This is a genomic window from Streptomyces sp. NPDC020965, from assembly GCF_044333555.1.
GTDB lineage: Bacteria > Actinomycetota > Actinomycetes > Streptomycetales > Streptomycetaceae > Streptomyces.
In genome coordinates this window covers 349,980-368,512 of the sequence record NZ_JBIRRE010000005.1, presented here as the reverse complement: position 1 = coordinate 368,512, position 18,533 = coordinate 349,980, and the positions used below count along the sequence as shown (strand labels likewise).

Annotated in this window: 16 protein-coding genes and 1 riboswitch; of the genes, 2 read left to right on the top strand and 14 right to left on the bottom strand. The window is 71.1% G+C overall.

The genetic code is table 11. The features are described 5' to 3' along the window. Positions 1-11: 11 nt before the first annotated feature. Positions 12-551 carry a TIGR00730 family Rossman fold protein gene (locus ACH4S7_RS18080; RefSeq protein ID WP_398522184.1) on the bottom strand — a complete coding sequence of 180 codons (540 nt, stop codon included), beginning with the start codon at positions 549-551 and terminating at the stop codon, positions 12-14. Between the two features lie 115 nt (positions 552-666). On the opposite strand from ACH4S7_RS18080, the gene ACH4S7_RS18075 reads away from it, so the two are divergent. Then, positions 667-1,464 carry an alpha/beta fold hydrolase gene (locus ACH4S7_RS18075; RefSeq protein ID WP_398522183.1) on the top strand — a complete coding sequence of 266 codons (798 nt, stop codon included), beginning with the start codon at positions 667-669 and terminating at the stop codon, positions 1,462-1,464. Positions 1,465-1,510: 46 nt separating this feature from the next. On the opposite strand, the gene mnmA is transcribed toward ACH4S7_RS18075, so the two are convergent. Then, positions 1,511-2,638, bottom strand: a complete 1,128-nt coding sequence (mnmA, locus tag ACH4S7_RS18070; RefSeq protein ID WP_398522182.1) for a tRNA 2-thiouridine(34) synthase MnmA — start codon at positions 2,636-2,638, stop codon at positions 1,511-1,513. A gap of 59 nt (positions 2,639-2,697) precedes the next feature. Between mnmA and ACH4S7_RS18065 the strand changes: the two genes are divergently transcribed. Beyond that, positions 2,698-3,387 (top strand): N-acetylmuramoyl-L-alanine amidase, encoded by a 690-nt coding sequence (locus ACH4S7_RS18065; protein ID WP_398522181.1) that lies wholly within the window; start codon positions 2,698-2,700, stop codon positions 3,385-3,387. 158 nt (positions 3,388-3,545) lie between these two features. Here the strand turns inward: ACH4S7_RS18065 and ACH4S7_RS18060 are convergent, their stop codons facing one another. From ACH4S7_RS18060 to ACH4S7_RS18005, 12 genes are all read right to left on the bottom strand, one after another. Then, positions 3,546-4,709: a cysteine desulfurase family protein gene (locus tag ACH4S7_RS18060; RefSeq protein WP_398522180.1), complete on the bottom strand. Its 1,164-nt coding sequence runs from the start codon at positions 4,707-4,709 to the stop codon at positions 3,546-3,548. Between the two features lie 428 nt (positions 4,710-5,137). After that, positions 5,138-6,118, bottom strand: coding sequence for a helix-turn-helix transcriptional regulator (locus ACH4S7_RS18055; RefSeq protein ID WP_398522179.1), 981 nt, complete (start codon positions 6,116-6,118; stop codon positions 5,138-5,140). 53 nt (positions 6,119-6,171) lie between these two features. Further along, entirely contained in the window at positions 6,172-7,020 is an 849-nt protein-coding gene (locus tag ACH4S7_RS18050) for a thioesterase family protein (protein ID WP_398522178.1), read from the bottom strand. Between the two features lie 103 nt (positions 7,021-7,123). Beyond that, positions 7,124-7,783: a trimeric intracellular cation channel family protein gene (locus tag ACH4S7_RS18045; RefSeq protein ID WP_398522177.1), complete on the bottom strand. Its 660-nt coding sequence runs from the start codon at positions 7,781-7,783 to the stop codon at positions 7,124-7,126. 30 nt (positions 7,784-7,813) lie between these two features. After that, complete coding sequence (locus ACH4S7_RS18040) at positions 7,814-9,184, bottom strand: dipeptide ABC transporter ATP-binding protein (RefSeq protein ID WP_398522366.1); 1,371 nt, start codon at positions 9,182-9,184, stop codon at positions 7,814-7,816. A gap of 8 nt (positions 9,185-9,192) precedes the next feature. Next, positions 9,193-10,362, bottom strand: coding sequence for an ABC transporter ATP-binding protein (locus ACH4S7_RS18035; protein ID WP_398522176.1), 1,170 nt, complete (start codon positions 10,360-10,362; stop codon positions 9,193-9,195). After that, positions 10,359-11,357 (bottom strand): ABC transporter permease, encoded by a 999-nt coding sequence (locus ACH4S7_RS18030; RefSeq protein WP_398522175.1) that lies wholly within the window; start codon positions 11,355-11,357, stop codon positions 10,359-10,361. The genes ACH4S7_RS18035 and ACH4S7_RS18030 overlap by 4 nt, the downstream gene beginning before the upstream one ends. Before the next feature lie 287 nt (positions 11,358-11,644). After that, positions 11,645-13,432 (bottom strand): ABC transporter substrate-binding protein, encoded by a 1,788-nt coding sequence (locus ACH4S7_RS18025; protein ID WP_398522174.1) that lies wholly within the window; start codon positions 13,430-13,432, stop codon positions 11,645-11,647. Positions 13,433-13,529: 97 nt separating this feature from the next. Beyond that, positions 13,530-14,534, bottom strand: coding sequence for an ABC transporter permease (locus tag ACH4S7_RS18020; protein ID WP_398522173.1), 1,005 nt, complete (start codon positions 14,532-14,534; stop codon positions 13,530-13,532). A gap of 910 nt (positions 14,535-15,444) precedes the next feature. Next, positions 15,445-16,233, bottom strand: a complete 789-nt coding sequence (locus ACH4S7_RS18015) for an enhanced serine sensitivity protein SseB C-terminal domain-containing protein (protein ID WP_398522172.1) — start codon at positions 16,231-16,233, stop codon at positions 15,445-15,447. Between the two features lie 116 nt (positions 16,234-16,349). Beyond that, positions 16,350-17,171, bottom strand: a complete 822-nt coding sequence (locus tag ACH4S7_RS18010) for an enhanced serine sensitivity protein SseB (RefSeq protein ID WP_398522171.1) — start codon at positions 17,169-17,171, stop codon at positions 16,350-16,352. 231 nt (positions 17,172-17,402) lie between these two features. Continuing rightward, complete coding sequence (locus ACH4S7_RS18005; protein ID WP_398522170.1) at positions 17,403-18,077, bottom strand: AAA family ATPase; 675 nt, start codon at positions 18,075-18,077, stop codon at positions 17,403-17,405. 219 nt (positions 18,078-18,296) lie between these two features. Continuing rightward, a riboswitch (glycine riboswitch) is annotated at positions 18,297-18,393 on the top strand. Positions 18,394-18,533 lie beyond the last annotated feature (140 nt).

The following is an 18,533-nucleotide window of genomic DNA, read 5'->3' as shown; positions in this document are numbered from 1 at the left end:
CCGGAGAGGGGTCACCGCACCCCGGCCGCCTCCTCAAGATAGGCGAGCGCCGCGACCCCGTCCTCCGCGAAGAACACCAGGTCGGTGAGGGGCAACGGCAGGAAGCCCTCTCGCTCCATCCGATTGAGCTGTTCCTTCAGACCGTCGTAGAAGCCCGCCGTGTTCAGCAGGACCACCGGCTTGGTGTGTTTGCCGTGCTTCTTCAGCTCCAGGATCTCGGTGGCCTCGTCCAGCGTCCCCAGCCCCCCGACCATGATCACGACGGCTTCGGACCTGGCGAGCAGCAGCGCCTTGCGCTCGCCGAGATCCTTGGCGATCACCATCTCGTCGGCGTCGGCGCGCGCGACGTGCGCGAGGAACTCGACCGAGACGCCCACGAGCCGCCCGCCCGTCTCCTGGACGCCGTCGGCGACCACCTTCATCAGCCCGCTCTCGGAACCGCCCCACACCAGGGTGTGGCCCGCCCTGCCGAGCAGTTCGGCGAACTCCCGGGCGGGCCGGGTGTAGCGGTCGTCCAGATCGGCGGCGGAGAGAAAGACACAGATGTTCATTCCGTCACCGTACGGGGGCGCGGTGGGCGGAAACCGTGCCCCCTGGTTGCGGGACGCGCCGAAGAATCTCACGCGCGGGCGATGAGTTCCGCGACGAGCGCCGGTCAGCACTCCTATGGACAACATGAGCCGGACCCTCAACAGGGCGCGGTCGGGGGACGGGACGCGCATCGCGTACGAGCGACGGGGCGACGGCCCGCCGCTCGTCCTGGTCGGCGGAGCGCTCTGCACGGCGGCCACCGACGCCCCGCTCGCCGCGCTGCTCGCCCCCCGCTTCACCGTCATCACCTACGACCGGCGCGGCCGGGCGGCGAGCGGTGACACCGCCCCGTACGCCGTGGACCGGGAGATCGAGGACCTCGCGGCCGTCATCGCCGATGCGGGCGGGGAGGTCTCCGTGCACGGGATGTCCTCCGGTGGCGCGCTGGCCCTGAGAGCGGCGGCGGCGGGCCTCCCGATCACCCAGCTCTCGGCGTACGAGCCGCCGTTCAACCCGGCCGCGCGCGCCGGCCAGCGGCCCGCCGCCCCGGTCATCCGGCTGCGGGAGCTGCTGGCCGCGGGGTTGTGCGGGGACGCCCTCGCGCTCTTCCTCGGCGAGGCGGGGATGCCGGCCGAGACGGTGTCCCGGATGCGGCACGCCCCGATGTGGGCCGAGCTGGAGTCGGTGGCGCACACACTTCCGTACGACCACGAGATCATGGGCAACGGCGCGCTTCCCGCCGGGCTGCTGAGCCGGGTCGGGACGCGGGTCATGGTCGTGGACGGCGGGGCGAGCCCGCCGTGGATGCGGGAGGCCGCCCGTCTGGTGGCGCGGGCCCTGCCGCGCGGCCGGCACCGCACGCTGACGGGGCAGACCCACGAGGTGGCACCGCATGTGCTGGCGCCGGTGCTGGCGGACTTCTTCGCGGCTTAGCGGGCCGGGGCCACCGGTCACCGGTGCCGGTGACCGGTGCCGGGAGCTACGACGAGGAGAGGGCCGCCGCGCGCTCGGTGGACGCGATCGTGGCCGAGCCCACCACGCGGGTGCCGTCGTAGAGCACGATCGCCTGGCCGGGAGCGACCCCGCGCACCGGCTCGGTGAAGCTCACCCGCAGCTCGTCGCCGTCCAGGGCGGCGGTGACCTCGGTCTCCCCGCCATGGGCGCGGAGCTGGGCCGTGTACGTCCCCGGGGCGGTGGGCGCCGCGCCGCACCAGCGGGGCCTGATCGCGGTCAGGGCGGTGACGTCGAGCGCCGCGAGCGGGCCGACCGTCACGGTGTTGTTCACCGGGGAGATGTCCAGCACATAGCGCGGTTTGCCGTCCGCCGCCGGGTGTCCGATCCGCAGGCCCTTGCGCTGGCCGATGGTGAAGCCGAAGGCACCGTCGTGGCTGCCGACCTTCGCCCCCGACTCGTCCACGATGTCGCCCTCGGCGGTGCCGAGCCGGGAGGCCAGGAAACCCTGGGTGTCGCCGTCGGCGATGAAGCAGATGTCGTGGCTGTCCGGCTTCTTCGCGACCGCGAGCCCCCGCCGCTCGGCCTCCGCGCGGATCTCGTCCTTCGTGGTGAGCGTGTCACCGAGGGGGAACATGGCGTGGGCGAGCTGGCGCTCGTCCAGCACGCCGAGGACGTACGACTGGTCCTTGGCCATATCGCTGGCGCGGTGCAGTTCCCGGCCGCCGTCCGGCAGGGGCACCACGGTCGCGTAGTGGCCGGTGCAGACCGCGTCGAAACCGAGCGCGAGCGCCTTGTCGAGCAGGGCCGCGAACTTGATCTTCTCGTTGCAGCGCAGACAGGGGTTGGGGGTGCGACCCGCCTCGTACTCCGCGATGAAGTCCTCGACCACGTCCTCGCGGAAGCGCTCGGCGAGATCCCATACGTAGAAGGGGATGCCGATCACGTCCGCTGCGCGGCGGGCGTCGCGGGAGTCCTCGATGGTGCAGCAGCCGCGCGCGCCCGTGCGGAACGACTGCGGGTTGGCGGAGAGCGCCAGATGCACTCCGGTCACATCATGACCGGCCTCGGCGGCACGGGCGGCGGCGACGGCGGAGTCCACGCCGCCTGACATGGCGGCGAGCACACGGAGCGGGCGCTGGGAAGTCTGAGTCATAGCCGTACCAGGGTACGGGCCCCGGGAACCGACGGCTCGCCCGTATGCGTTGAGAGCGCATGGGAAGCGATACGGAGCGCGGCGGACGGCGCATCGGCAGACGGGGCGTGCTGATCGGCGGCGCGGCCGTGGTGGTGGGCGGCGGCGCGCTCGCCTGGGACGAGCTGAGCCGGCTGTGGTGGCGGGTGCCCGGCATGTCGAAGCCGCGCAAGGAAGGTGAGCTGGACCACAGGGGCGCGGAGTGGACGGCCGCCTCCCGGAGTAACTGGCGGCTGGCCGACCGCCCCGACGACTTCGGTATCGACCGGGTCATCATCCATGTCGTGCAGGGCAGCTATCCGACCGCGCTGCGGGTCTTCAAGAATCCGGGGCACGGCGCCGCGACGCACTACGTCGTCCGGAAGGACGGGCACGTCGCGCAGATGATCCGCGAGCTGGACGTGGCCTTCCACGCCGGGAACCGCGAGTTCAACGAACGCAGCATCGGCATAGAGCACGAAGGGTTCGTGGACCGTCCGCAGGACTTCACGGACGCGATGTACCGGGGGTCGGCGGCCCTGACCGCGGGGATCTGTGTGCGGTACGGCCTGCCGGTGGACCGGGAGCACATCATCGGGCATGTGGAGGTGCCGGGGACGGACCACACGGACCCGGGCCCCCACTGGGACTGGGACCGCTATCTGAAGCTGGTGCGGGCGGCGATGCCATCGGCCCGGCGCGCGGTGGAGCCGAGCGCGGAAGCGGGCTGAGGGAGCCGGCGCCGTCCGTCGTACGGGGCGGATGGGGCACCGGCCGCGAGGCCCCGGGCCTGGGTGGCGATCGCGCCCCGGGTGGGCGGGCGAGGCCGGGTGGGCGGGGTGGCGAGTGGTCGCCACCCGCCACCCATCGATCCCGATAGCTGTCAGGCTTAGGTGAGACCAGCCGTACGGGCCCGTTCCACCGCGGGGCCGATGGCTTCGGCGACCGCCGCCACATCCGCCTTGGTGGAGGTGTGGCCGAGGCTGAAGCGGAGGGTCCCGCGCGCCAGGTCCGGATCGGTGCCCGTCGCGAGGAGTACGTGGCTGGGCTGCGCCACCCCGGCCGTGCACGCCGAGCCGGTGGAGCACTCGATGCCCTGCGCGTCCAGGAGCAGCAGCAGCGAGTCGCCTTCGCAGCCGGGGAAAGTGAAGTGCGCGTTGGCGGGGAGCCGGCCGTCGGGGTCGCCGCCGAGGATGGCGTCGGGCACGGCGGCACGGACGGCCCGGACCAGTTCGTCGCGGAGTCCGCCGACCTCGTGGGCGAACTGCTCACGGCGCTCGGCGGCGAGCCTCCCGGCGACCGCGAAGGCCGCTATGGCGGGCGCGTCGAGTGTCCCGGAGCGCACATGGCGTTCCTGTCCGCCGCCGTGGAGCACGGGGACCGGGGTGCGGTCCCGGCCGAGGAGGAGTGCGCCGATGCCGTACGGGCCACCGATCTTGTGGCTCGACACGGTCATCGCGGCGAGACCGGAGTCGGCGAAGCCGACCTCGATCTGGCCGAATGCCTGGACCGCGTCCGAGTGCAGGGGGATGTCGAACTCACGGGCCACGGCGGAGAGCCGGTCGATCGGCATGATGGTGCCGATCTCGTTGTTGGCCCACATCACGGTGGCGAGCGCCACATCGTCGGGGTTGCGCTCGATCGCCTCGCGCAGCGCCTCGGGGTGTACCCGGCCCTGGGCGTCCACCGGCAGGTACTCGACGGTCGCGCCCTCGTGCTCACCGAGCCAGTCGACGGCGTCGAGGACGGCGTGGTGTTCGACGGGGCTGGCGAGCACCCGGGTTCTGGCGGGGTCGGCGTCGCGGCGCTGCCAGTACAGGCCCTTGACGGCGAGGTTGTCCGCCTCGGTGCCGCCCGAGGTGAAGACCACCTCGCTGGGTCGCGCGCCGAGTGCCTCGGCAAGGGTCTCGCGGGCCTCCTCGACGGTGCGGCGGGCCCGGCGTCCGGCGGCGTGCAGTGCCGAGGCATTGCCGGTGACGGTGAGCTGCGCGGTCATCGCCTCGACGGCTTCCGGCAGCATCGGAGTGGTCGCAGCGTGGTCGAGGTATGCCATGGTGGCCCCGATTCTACGAGGCGGGGTGGGGACGCGGACGCGGCGCAGGGGGTATGGCCGGGCGGGGCCCCTCCAGCGGGGGAATTCCGGCGGGGGGCCCATGGCCGGGCCCGGACACTCCGACCACGGCTGTGGCGACGCCGGAACCTCCGCTGGGCGAGACGTCAGAGGTCTGCCGTGGACTGCCCGTAGGTCTCCGGCCGAGGGGTTGCGGCCGACCGCCGTCGAGACACGAAGTGGCCGGCCGCCGCCGTTCCACACGCCGATTCCCGGCCGGGGCCCGGTGCGGCCTCGGGCGTTGGGCTGCGCCGCGACGGGGGCGGGCTGCTCTCCGGCGCAAGCCACCGGGAGCCGCACCGCGTCCCGCGCCGCTCCCGCACGCCCCGGCCCGTGCCAGTCGCCACGGGGCGTCGCAGCGTGAGGCGCCCTCACGCCCCCGGCCGGGTCGCGTCGCCCCCGTACAGCTTCACGATCGCCGCTGCCGTGCGGGCCAGTTCGTCGCGGACTTCGGGCGGCGCGAGCACCCGGAGGCCCTCGCCGAAGGCGAGCAGGGAGCGGGCCGCCATCGGGACGTCGAAGCCCAGCTCCACCCGCGACCAGACGCCGTCGGCGCCCTCCGGGACCGGTTCGCCGATGAGGCGGGGCGCGTGCAGGCGGCGCAGGAGTTCCAGCCGGTCGCAGTGGACCAGGGCCGTCACCCGGGTCTCCGTCGAGCGGTGTTCGACCTGGTGGCGCAGGGTTTCCCAGACATCGGCCAGTTCCAGTCCGGCCCGCCGCCGCACCGGTTCGTCGACGATCGCGGCGGCGACCACCCGGTCGGCCCGGAAGAGGCGGGCCTCGCCCGCCTTGTCGGCCACCAGGTACCAGACTCCCGCCTTGACGACGAGGCCGTACGGGTCGAGCAGATAGCCGCCCGGCTCGGTGGCACCCCGGCGCCGGTAGCTCAGCTGCACCCTGCGGTCGGTGAAGACCGCGGTGTGCAGGACGTCCAGGTCGACGGCGGGTTCCGGGGTCATCCAGCGGGCCGGGTCCACCAGGATTCGCCGGCTGGTCAGCTCGGCGGCGGGCCGGTGCGGTGCGGGCAGGGCGGCCATCACCTTGCGCAGCGCGGAGCCCAGTGCCGCGTCGAGCCCGAGCGCGGCGTGAGCTCCCTGCGCCGCCAGGACGAAGAGGGCCCGGGACTCGTCCTCGGTGAGCCCGGTGACATCGGTGCGGAAGCCGGGAAGCAGGGCGATCCCGCCGTGCCGCCCGCGCTCCGCGTAGACGGGCACGCCGGAGGCGGAGAGGGCTTCGACATCCCGGTAGATGGTGCGGACGGAGACTTCGAGCCGTTCCGCCAGCTCGCCGGCCGGGACGAGTCCACGGGTCTGCAAGAGCAGGAGTATCGACAACAACCGGTCGGATTTCACCGTGATCTCACCGTGCCGGAGTCTGACGGAAAAACATGACGGTGAGCGTCAGGTTATGTGCGCGGCGCCCTGGCGAGCTGGCGGGCCTGGGCAACCAGCCGGTCCCGGCTGTCCCAGACCTCCACGTCCTCCTCCAGGAAACCGCCCGCCAGATTGCGGGTCGTGATCGCGACCCGCAGCGGCCCGGGGGCCGGGCGGCAGCGGACATGGGTGGTCAGCTCGATCGTGGGGGTCCAGCCCCGGAGCCCCAGTTCGAACGAGGTCGGCGGCAACGCGTCCACCGTGAGCAGCAGCGAGAGCGGGTCCGCGTCCCGGCCGTCCGCGAGCGCGAACCAGCCGCGCATCTCGCCCTTACCGGAGGGCGCGCCGATCGCCCAGCCGATCGTCGCGGGGTCCAGTCTCATACTGAGCCGGTCCATGATCGCCGAGCTTCCGGCGACGGGTGGCTGGGGACCGTCGGCGGTGCCGAGGCAGTTCTCGTACGGGGGGATGTCCGGGGGTGTCGCGGCGGTGCGCACCTCGTCGGTGAGCTGGTCCAGGTCGCCGTAGGTCGCGAGGACGCGGATGCGCTCGACCTCGGTGCCGTCCGCCTCGTGCTGGATGAGCGATGCCTGACCGGTGGAGAGCGTACGGCCGGTGCGGACCGTCTCCGTCCTGATCAGCGCGGGGCCGGGCTGGGACGCGCTCAGGTAGTGCGCCGAGACCGTGAAGGGGTCGGGGTGCGGGAGCGTGTCCTGGAGCGCCCGGCCGAGCATGGCGAGCAGATAGCCGCCGTTGACGGCGCGGATGATCGTCCAGCCCGCCGAGAGCTCGGCGTCGTAGACGCCCGGTGCGCGGGCAGTGACGCTCGTGTCGCGATCGAACTCGCTGTCCCCGATGGATGCCTGAACCGCTTGTGCCATGGTGGCACCGTACAACATCGACATACTAAGCGGTAGCTTTTTATTTCAGGGGCCCGAGATCCGGCTTCCGGGGGCCCCGGAGCCGGGCGGGGCCCCCGGGGCCTCAGCTCTCCTCGGCCGCCGCCGAGCGGCGGTTGTAGGCGCGCGGCGCCCGCCAGTGGTAGCGCAGCGCCAGCAGTCGCAGCGCGAAGGCGGTCACCGCGGCCATGGCACCGGTGAGCGCGTTCAGCTCGCCGAATTGGATGCAGAGGGCGACGATCGTCGCCCCGACCATCGCGGGCACGGCGTAGAGATCGCGGTCCCAGCGCAGCAGCGACGGCACCTCGTTGGCCAGCACGTCCCGCAGCACACCACCGCCGACCGCCGTCGCCAGGCCCAGTACCGCCGATGACGTCAGGCCGAGACCGTACTCGTACGCCTTGGTCGTACCGGTCACACAGAACAGCCCGAGGCCCGCCGCGTCGAAGACATTGACGGCCACCTGGATCCGCTCGACCTGCGGATGCAGGAAGAAGACCAGCGCGGTGGCGAGCAGCGGGGTCAGGAAGTACCCCAGCTCGGTGAAGGCGGCCGGGGGGACGGCGCCGATGATCAGATCGCGGATCAGCCCTCCGCCCAGGGCCGTCACCTCCGCGAGTACCGCCATGCCGAAGACATCGAAGTTCTTGCGTACGGCGAGGAGCGCGCCGGAGATCGCGAAGACGAAGATTCCGGCGAGGTCGAGCACATGCTGGACGGAGGGCGTGAACAATTCTTGGAGCACCGGACGATTGTGCCGGGTTTGCTCGGACTCCTACTCCTTGACGGCGCCACCGGGCGACTCGGCCGGCCCGGGGGCCTCGGGAGCACCAGAGGTACCGGGGATGTCAGAGGTACCGGGGACCTCAGGAGCACCAGGGGTGCCGGGGGTATCAGAGGTACCGGGGGCCTCGGGAGCACCAGAGGTACCGGAGACGCCAGAGGTGCCGGTGGCACCAGAGCCATCAGAAGAGCCAGGAGTATCAGCGGCACCGGGGGCCGCCTGCGCGACCACGGCATCCGCATCCGGCGTCGCCGCCGACTCCACCGCCTTCGGCACCGCGGTCACGATCTCCACCGCCTCCCGCGCCGACTCCAGCACCGCTTCATCCGGCGCCTGGTCCGGCCCGTTCTCCGGGTGGTGGCAGGCCACCCGCTGCCCCGGCCGCAGCTCGACCAGCGGGGGCTCCTTGGTGGTGCACAGCTCCGTCGCCTTCCAGCACCGGGTGTGGAAGCGGCAGCCCGTCGGCGGGGAGATCGGCGACGGCACGTCGCCCTTGAGGAGAATCCGCTCGCTCCGCCCGCCCCGCCGCCGCGGATCGGGCACCGGCACCGCCGAGAGCAGCGCCTTCGTGTACGGGTGCATGGGCGCCTCGTACAGCGACGCCCGGTCCGCCAGCTCCACGATCTTGCCGAGGTACATCACCGCGATGCGGTCCGAGACGTGCCGGATCACGGAGAGATCGTGGGCGATGATCACATAGGTGAGCCCCAGCTCCTCCTGGAGATCGTCCAGCAGGTTCACCACCTGCGCCTGGATGGAGACGTCCAGCGCGGAGACCGGCTCGTCCGCCACCACCAGCTTGGGCTTCAGCGCCAGCGCCCGTGCGATCCCGACGCGCTGCCGCTGGCCGCCGGAGAATTCGTGTGGATAGCGGTTGTAGTGCTCGGGATTGAGCCCCACCAGTTCGAGAAGGCGCTGGACCTCTTTCTTCACCCCGCCGTCGGGCGTGATGCCCTGGAGCTTGAACGGCGCCGAGACGATCGTGCCGATCGTGTGCCGGGGATTCAGCGAGGAGTACGGGTCCTGGAAGATCATCTGGACATCGCGGCGGAGCGGGCGCATTCCCGCGACCCCGAGGTGGGTGATGTCGTGGCCCTGGAACTCGATCGAGCCGGCGGACGGTTCGATCAGCCGGGTGATCAGTCGGCCCATCGTCGACTTGCCGCAGCCGGACTCCCCCACCACCCCGAGGGTCTCACCGGCCCGGACGTCGAAGGTCAGCCCGTCCACCGCCTGCACGGCGCCGGCCTGCCGCCGCAACAACCCCTTCTTGATGGGGAAGTGCTTGACCAGCCCCTCGACCTTCAACAGCGGGTCCGGCCCGGTCGACCGCTCGGCGGCCGGCTGCTGGGGAATCTTCACTTTGTCACTCACAGCTTGGGCGCAATCTCTTCGGTCCAGATCCGCGTCCGCTCATCGCGCGCCATATGGCAGGCGGAGAAGTGCCGGCTGCCCACCCGCGTCAGCTCGGGGCGCACAGTGCGCGTCAGATCGTCCTTGGGCACATCGGCGTACGGGCAGCGCGGATGGAAGGCACAGCCGTCCGGGATGTTGATCAGGCTGGGCGGTGAGCCCTTGACCGGGATGAGCCGCTCGGTCTGATCGCGGTCGATCCTCGGCATGGACCCCAGCAGACCCCAGGTGTAGGGGTGCTGCGGCTCGTAGAAGACCTGCTCGGCGGGCCCGCGCTCGACGCACCGGCCGCCGTACATCACCAGGATGTCGTCGGCCAGCTCCGCGACGACGCCCAGATCGTGGGTGATGACGATGACGGCGGAGCCGAACTCCTTCTGAAGATCCCGGATCAGATCGAGGATCTGGGCCTGGACGGTCACGTCCAGCGCGGTCGTCGGCTCGTCGGCGATCAGCAGCTCCGGGTTGTTGACCAGCGCCATCGCGATCATCGCGCGCTGACGCATCCCCCCGGAGAATTCGTGCGCGTAGTTGTCGACCCGCTTGTCGGGCTGGGGGATGCCCACCCGGTCGAGCAGTTCGATGGCCCGCTTGCGCGCGACCTTCTTGTCGACGTCGTTGTGGACCCGGTACGCCTCCACGATCTGCCGGCCGATCGTGTAGTACGGATGCAGCGCGGAGAGCGGGTCCTGGAAGATCATTGCCATATCCCGGCCGCGGAGCCTGCGCACGGCGTCGGGGTCGGCGCCCAGCAGCTCCTGGCCGTCGAGCCAGACCTCGCCGGTGATGCGCGCCTTGCGGCGACCGTACTGCCCGGCCGTGTGCAGTCCCATGATCCCGAGCGAGGTCACCGACTTTCCGGAGCCGGACTCGCCGACGATCCCGAGGGTCTTGCCCTTCTCCAGCCGGAAGCTGAGGCCGTCGACGGACTTGACCAGACCGTCGTCGGTCGGGAAGTGGACCCGTAGATCGCGCACTTCCAGGAAGGCGGTGGGGGCGGGCGAACCGGCCGCGGCGACCTCACCGCCATCGCCGACCTCACCTCCGGTGGCGCCCGGGTCGTTGCTCGGGTCGTTGCTCGGTTCGTTGTTCAAGTCTTCGCTCAAGTCGGCGTTCAGATCAGTCATCCGATCCTCACTCGCGGGTCGATGACGGCGTACAACAGGTCCACGACGAGGTTCGCGACACAGATGAAGAGCGCCGCGATGAGCGTGACGCCGAGGATCAGCGGCAGGTCCTTGGTGCTGATGGACTCGATCGCCAGCCGTCCGAGGCCCGGCAGGTTGTACGTGGACTCGGTGAGGACCGCCCCGCCCAGCAGCGCCCCCAGGTCGAGCCCGAGGAGGGTCAGTACGGGCGTCCAGGTGGAGCGCATCGCGTGCCGCCCGATGACCACGCGTTCCGTGAGCCCCTTGGCGCGGGCCGTACGGATGTAGTCCTCACCCATGATCTCCAGCATGGTGGCCCGGGTGAGCCGTGCGTACATCGCCGCGTACAGGAAGGCGAGGGTGATCCACGGCAGGATCAGGGTCCGGAACCACTGGACCGGGTCCTCCTCCACCGGTGCGTACTCTCCGCTGATCCAGTCGAGCTGGTAGCTGAAGACGGCCAGCGAGAGCAGACCGGTGAAGTAGATGGGGAGGGAGACACCGGCCAGTGCGACGGTCATCGCGGCCCGGTCCCACAGGGTGCCCCGGCGCAGCGCGGAGACGACTCCGGCCGCGACACCGCCGACGACCCAGAGCAGACAGGCACCGGCGGCCAGTGACAGGGTGACCGGGATCGCCTCGGTGAGCTGGGGCCACACCTCCTGCTCGGTGCGGAAGGAGTAGCCGAAGCACGGGGCGGGGCAGTTGGTGACATCGGCGCCGTTGGCGTACTCCCGACCGGCGAACAGGCCCTGCACGAAGTGCCAGAACTGCACCAGCACCGGATCGGAGAGCCCCAGCTTCTGCCGGATGCCCTCGATGGCGGCGGGGTCGGTCTGCTTCCCGGCGAAGAGGTACGCCGGGTCGGAGCCGGCCCACTTGGGCAGCACGAAGAAGATGACGAAGGTCGTCAGGGTGACGACCATCAGCATCATGGCGACGGCGAACAATCGCCGGATGACGTATGCAAGCACTGTGCGCGGCCCGGCGACGGTCTCGGGGACCCGGTGGGGTCCCTCCGGCCGCCGCCTGCGGCCATCACCTGCCCTTCGGGACTGGCGGGGTGGGCGATGGTGGGTGTGACTCACCCTCGTGGGGCCGCCCCTCGACCGGGGGCCGCTGGGGGTCGCTCCACGGGAGAGCGCCGACGAGAGCCCCCCGTGGAGCAGTCCCTTGCAGGAGTGCTCCACGGGGGCCGCTCCGCGTGGTCGTGATGCCGTGGGAGCGGTTCAGCGAGGGGTGGGGCGTGGTGGGGCGGGGACTACTTGACGACGCCCAGCGAGACGTAGTCGTACCGGCCGTTGTACGCCGCCGTGGAGTAGGCGTTCGTCAGCCGCGAGCTGCGCCAGGTGAAGTTCTTCTCGTAGATGAACGGCATCTGCACGGCGAGGTCGGCGACGGCGTGGTTCATCTGCTTGTAGATCTCACCGGCCTTGTCGACGTCGGTCTCCCGGAGCGCGTCGTCGAAGAACTTGTTGATCTTCGGGTCGTTGGTCTCGGAGACGTTGTAGTTGCCGTTCGGGGCGATGAAGCGACCGTCGACCAGCGGCTGCGAGAAGCCCTGGCCGGTCGGGAAGTCCGGACCCCAGCCGGTCATGACCAGGCCGAGACCGCGCTGCTTCACCACGGCGGGCGAACCGGTGATGCTGGAGGACTCGGCGCCGTCGATCGGGTCGACCTCGGCCTTGATGCCGACGGCCTGGAGGGACTGCTGGAGCGCCTCAGCCGTCTGGACCTCGCCGGGGTTGTTGCTGCGGGCACTGATGGTGGTGGCGAAGCCCTCCGGCTTGCCACACGCCTTCAGGGCCGCCTTGGCCTTGGCCACGTCCGGCTTTCCGTCGCGGGCGAGGATGCCGTACGGGTCGTAGTCGTCCGAGCCCTTGATGGACTTGGGCAGCATGTTGGTGGCGATGTCACCACCGGCCTCCGGGCCGCCGCGGACCGTCTGCATCGACTTGTAGTCGGCCGCGTAGATGACCGCCTTGCGGCATTCGACGTTGTTGAACGGCGCAACCTTGGTCGCGATGTCGACATAGCGGATGAAGCTGGTCTCGATGTTGTCGACATTGCCCTTGTGCTGCTTGAGGGCGGTGGTGCGGCCGGCCTGGGACATCCCGGTGGCGTTCAGGTCGACGTCGTACTCACCCTTGATCAGCAGCTGGTCGATCGCCTCGATGTTCGAGTTGATCGTCACCGTGATCTTGTCCGGCAGGGCGGCACGGATCGGGTCGGACGCCTTCTGCCACTTGTCGTTGCGGACGAGGACGGCACCCTTCTTCGGGGTGTACGACTCGAACTTGTACGGGCCCGAGGAGAACGGCTTCAGCTGGTACTTGCCCGCCGTGTCCTTCTCCTTCTTCACCGGGGAGCCGGACGGCATGGCGAGCATCTGCTCGAAGTCGCTGTTGGCCGTGGCCAGATTGAAGACGATGGTCTTGGCGTCCGGGGTCTGGATGGCCCCCAGACCGAGCTTGTCCGGGGTGGTGTCCTTGTACGGGCCCTTGTACGCGCCCTTGGGGTCGAGGACCTGGCGCAGATAGGCCGGGCCGCCGGTGATGACGTCCGTGGCCCAGGTGCGCTGGATGCCGTACTTGATGTCCTGGGAGGTGATCGGCGTGCCGTCCTCCCAGGTGATCCCCTCGCGCAGTTGGTACGTGTAGGTCTTGCCGGCGTTGGAGACGACGCCCTTGGCCTTGGCGAGGTCGGGCACCAGTTCGGCACCGGCCGGTCCCGGCTTGGGCGCGTAGGAGATCAACTGGCGCGCGTAGAACCGGGAGAAGTCCCAGGCCATGCCGTAGTACTGACGCTGCGGGTCGGTGGAGTCGAAGTCCTGCTTGCCGATGAACTTGAGCGTGCCGCCCTTCTTGGCGGAGGCGTTGGCGACGCCCTTCACACCGGCGTTGTACCCGGCGGCCTTGCCGTCGCCGCCGCCGTCCTTGTCCTTGGAACCGCCGCCACCGCACGCCGCGGTGGCCGTGAGGGCGGCCACGACGAGCGCCGCTCCGGCGATACGCCTGGTCCTCGACGAGCTCAGGGGTGTCGGTGTCATTGTTCCTGCAACCTCCGGGTTAGCGCGGTTCCCTGCTGCGTGCCGGGGACCTTCGGGGAGCCGCCGGCCATCTGTGGCAGGGGCGCGTTCAGTTGGATCAACGGGTGCCCTTGGGATCGAGCGCGTCGCGCACGCCGTCGCCGAAGAGGTTGAAGGCCAGTACCGTCACGAAGATCGCCAGGCCGGGGACGACCATGAAGGTCGGATCGGACTGGTAGGTGTCCACCGCCGTGGAGAGCATCTGCCCCCACGAAGCGGTCGGCGGTTTCACGCCCGCGCCGAGGAAGCTGAGCGCGGCCTCGGTGAGGATGTTGGTGGGGATCATCAGCGTGGCGTAGACGGTGATCGGGGCGACCAGGTTGGGCAGCAGCTCCTTGAACAGCACGTACCGCTGGCCGGCGCCCAGGCTGCGGGCGGCCTCGACGTACTCCTTCTCGCGCAGCGAGAGGGTCTGGCCGCGGACGATGCGCCCCACGTACGGCCAGCCGAAGAAGCCGATCACGGCGACCAGGATGGCGATGCGGACGCTGCTGCCGGTCATGCCGAGCAGATCGTTGGGGAGGACCGAGACCAGCGAGATGATGAAGAGGAGCTGCGGGAAGGCCAGCAGCATGTCCATCACCCGGCTGATGACCGAGTCGACCCAGCCGCCGAAGTAGCCGGCGACGATGCCGAGCACGGTACCGAGGAGGACGGCGACCATGGCGGCGAGGAAGGCCACCAGGAGCGAGATCCGCGCCCCGTAGACGATCCGGCTGAAGACGTCGCGGCCGTTGCCCGGTTCCACACCGAGGAGGTGCTCGGAGCTGATGCCGCCGAAGGACCCGGTGGGCGTGCCGAAGAGCGGGTCGATCTTGTCCTGGTGGAACTGGTTGGGCGGGTGGCCGAACAGGCTCACGATCAGCGGCGCGAAGATCGCGACGAGCACCAGGAGGATGACAACGATGCCTCCGGCGAGCGCGAGCTTGTCCCGCTTGAGACGGCTCCAGGCGATCTGCCGCAGCGAGCGCCCTTCGACCGACTTCCTGACCGCGGGGCCCGCGACATCGGCGGGCGCGGTCTTCTCCGCGTCCGCGCTGGTGTCGTGCAATGGTGCCGTCATCGTGGTGGGGACCCCTCTCGGCCGAAGGCGATCGGCCCGTACCCGCCGCCGGGAGCGGCTTCGTTCACAACAACAACTGGTGCGCCTGATGCGTTTGATACGAGAAGTACCGGTGAAGCGCGCCGTACCCGGGGGTTAATCCCCCTTGCTGACCGGGAGTCTTCAACGGTCGCGCGATCACCCGCCAGCCCTCATCGGGAATGGTTGCCCAAACGTGATGCGTGTAGAGGGATTCCGTTATCCGGACGATGCCCGTGACTGAGCGGGACGCCATCTGCCCCATATCGGAAGATAGTTGAGACAGTTCCCGCTATACGGACCGGTATGTGGCCGGAAATATCCGGGCCGCCGAGCGGCCCAACTACGTGAATTGAGGGAGAAAAGGAACGGAGGCACCAGAACACCGAGCGCGGCAAAAAGGGCGCTATTCCGATATGCGAAGCGGTGAGCGAAATAGCGATGCGCGGGCGCACGCCCCCGACCGCGTTCGCGACGGCGGGAGACCTCCCGGCCGGACGGTTCGGGGGACGCGGAATCACTCCCCGGCCGAGTGCCCGCAGGGATCGTGACGGCGCCGCGGAGCGGAGCGGCGGCGGTCCTGGACGCGCGGGGCGTACGGGGGAGGCGAGGCCCCTCGTCAGGTCCGCACGAGGTGTCGGGGGCGCGGCCGGCCGGTGCACGGCGGGGGCGGCGGGGGCGCTGGGCGGCCGAAAACCAACCCTGGGGTGCGGGGCGCGGCCGGAGAAGGACGCGGAGATCGCGGAGCGGGTCCCGGGGCAGGTCGCGCGGGCGGGTCGGCGACCGGGCCGGGGTGGCCGGGGCAGAGACCGGGTCCGGGTGAACGGGTCAGGGTGACGGGGGTGGCGACCGCGTCAGGGGACCGGGCCGGTGGGGCAGGGGGGCGACCGGGTCAGTGGCCGGGGGCCGGGGGGTAGCCGTAACCACCTGCCGCGCCCGGAGGCGCATGGGCCTCCCGGTCGTAGAACGGGCGGGCGTTGGCCCGCAGCCACATCGTCACCGGGTCGTACTCGTCGGACATCGCGACCGTCGAGACCGGCAGCCCCTCCGGGACCGCCGCGATCGACTGCTGCATCATCGCCCGGACCGCGTCCACCGACTGCCGGCCGGTGTCGTACAGGTCGAGCCCGATGACGAGATACGGGGCGCCGAGCGCGGGCTGCACCCAGGCGCGGCGCAGCGAGCGGATCGGCGCGGTGTGGTGGGCGTTGCGCGAGAGCACGGCGTAGAACTGCGGGATCTCGATGGCGGGTTCGGAGAGCCGCAGCGGTCCGGCCGGCATCCGGTCGAGTCCGGTGGCGATCCGCCGCAGATCGGGCCAGGGGATGCCGACCCCGCCGCCGGGGGCGTGCGGGTTGAGCCAGATCCCCCAGCGGTCGGGGTAGAGGGCGCGGGCGATGTCGAGCCCGCCGACGACCTCATGGCCCCGGTTCCAGCCGGAGACGGCCAGCTCCTGCGCGGAGGTGACACAGGGGGCGTAGCCGACGCCGTCGATCTCCATGTTCCCGTACTGCGCGTCGGGGGAACCGGGGCCGCCGTGCCAGAGCAGCATCCAGACCTGGCCGTGTGCCGGGTCGGCGAGCGCCTTCAGCAACGCCTCGTACGCGTCATAGCGCCCGGGGGTCACCTGGCGCAGCATGTGCTCGACGTGCCCGGCCGCCGCGGTGCCTGACGCGCTCACCCTGGTTCCCGCCCCTCTTTCGACTCGCGATTCCCCACAACCTCCAGCAGGTGGGAGGTCAGACCGTGGAACCAGCTTAATCGGCGCCCCTGACGCCGACTTGACGGCGGCGAGCGCTATCCGTGATCCCGCTGGTAGAAGGGGCGCACCCGGTTCAGGATCCAGTCGGTGACCGGGTCCTGGGCCACGTCCAGGAGTACGAGGTTGACGGGCCAGCCGACCGGGGCCCGGCCGAGGGCCCGGCCGAGGGCGTCCAGCGGGGCGGTGCGGATGTCGGTGCCCTGGGGCGCGTGGGACAGCGGGTCCGGCTGGATCGTCTGGGCGTGCGTGGTCGCGAGCTGGACGCCGATGAAGAGGGCCGGTGGATCGCCCTCGACGGAGGCGAGCGCCCGGCGTGCGGTGAGGACGGCGCCGGTCACCCGGAACTCCTCGGCCGCGGCGGTGAGGAAGTCCAGCGGGTCCTCCTGCCAGTCCGGTTCGAACAGCCGCACCCGGCCGCCGCTGTCGGCGCCGTCGAGCGGGGTGCGGCCGGCCCGGCACAGCTCGGCGACGGCGGTGGGCGGCAGCGGGGCGCCGACCGTGCCGCCGGGGTTCACGGCGATACCGAGCTGGGGCTGGAGGCCGCGGGCGAACTCGCGGGCGGGCGCGACGGTGAAGGGCATATGGCCGCCGACGCAGGCCAGGAACTGCCGCTCGGAGCTGAAGACGGGGACGTACGCGCCGCCGTCGATCTCCAGGGTGGGGAGATCCAGTTCGCGGCTCTCGGGGGAACCGCCGTTGGGCAGCGGCACCCAGAGGCGGCTGCGGCCGAGCACCTCGATGAGCCGCCCCCCGGCGGCGGGGGTGCCGATCGAGGCGGCGAGCACCTCTTCGAGTTCGTTGGCGGGCCAGTCGCCGCCGCCGGACGGATGCGGAAGTGCTTGCTCCGGAATGGTCATGCGCCGGCCCTCTCCCCCGGCTCCCCAGCCGGCTGTCCCTACAGCTACGCCCCCGACTTTAGTGCCGTCGGAGGGCGTGGCGGCCCGCCGCCCGCCCCGGCCGGGGTGTGCGGCGGGCCGCCACAAGGAGCAGGCGCGGGAGGAGGGCGCGGGAGGAGGCCGGAGGAGCACGCGGGAGGAGGCCGGAGGAGCACGCGGGAGGAGGCGGCGGGAGCGGGGACGGGGGGCGGCTCAGCGCGCCCGGGTCTCGAAGCCCACCCGCCGCAGCAGCGTCGCCGCGTCACGGTCCAGCAGCACCGCCGAAGTGCACCCGCGCGGCAACCGGCCGGCGCAGGCGTCGGCGATCAGCCGGCCCACCGCGCGCCGGTGCCGGGCGAAGGCGTACCCGGAGACTCCCCGGCCGCGCTCGCGCTGTCCCTGCCGCGCCACCTTCGGCGGGACGTCGAGGAGCACCAGATGGAGCGCGACGCCCCGGCGCCGCGCGTGCCGGGCCAGCCAGCGGCGCACCCATGTCTGGGTGCCGCAGTCGTGCACCACGACGCTCTCGCCGGAGCGCAGGGCCCGCCGCAACCCGGCGTAGTGCGCGAATCGCACAAAGGGACGGTAGGCGGCGTACGGCAGGAATCGCGGCGTCTTCGCGTCCCAGCGGTCCCGGGTGTCCTGCGAGTCGATGCGGCAGCCGCTCGCCGCGCGCCGGATCAGGGTGGACTTCCCGCTGCCCGGCAGTCCGGAGACCACCACCACATCACCCGCTCCGAACATCAGGGACCGCGTGCCGCGCCCCCCGCGCCCCCGCAGGTCCCGCAGGACGGGCGCGGGCTCCCCCAGCAGTTCCCGGACGGGTGCCCGTGGTGGCGCGGGCACCCCCGTGGTCGTGGCGTAGGCACCGGAGTGCTGCAACGTCATCACACCCTCCCCCATGTCAGGTCACCCACACACTTGCCCATGAAGCGTAAAGAAATGGTAATGGGACACAACCGATTTGCTGCTGAGGCGCGTCATGTAGCGGCGTGGCGCCCCCTCCTGGCCGCCCGATCGCGGGCCCGATCGGAACGATCGCCACCACACCCCCCACCGGGCCGCGAGGCGTGCAATGATGTGCCCGAAAACTGCATACAGGCCGCTTGAATCCACGCGGGAGAGTCCCGGGCACCCAGGTGCCGGGCGCCGAAGGAGCAAGTTCCTCCCTTGAATCTCTCAGGCCCCGTACCGCGTGCGATGAGGCAGATCTGAAAAGCGGGCCGCTGTCGAGCGGCTCCACCCAAGGTGCAAGTCACGACCACCTGTCCGCGTGGTCGCGACGAACCTCTCAGGTTCCGATGACAGATGGGGAGGATCGTCCTCGTCGGCCTGCCCTGGGAG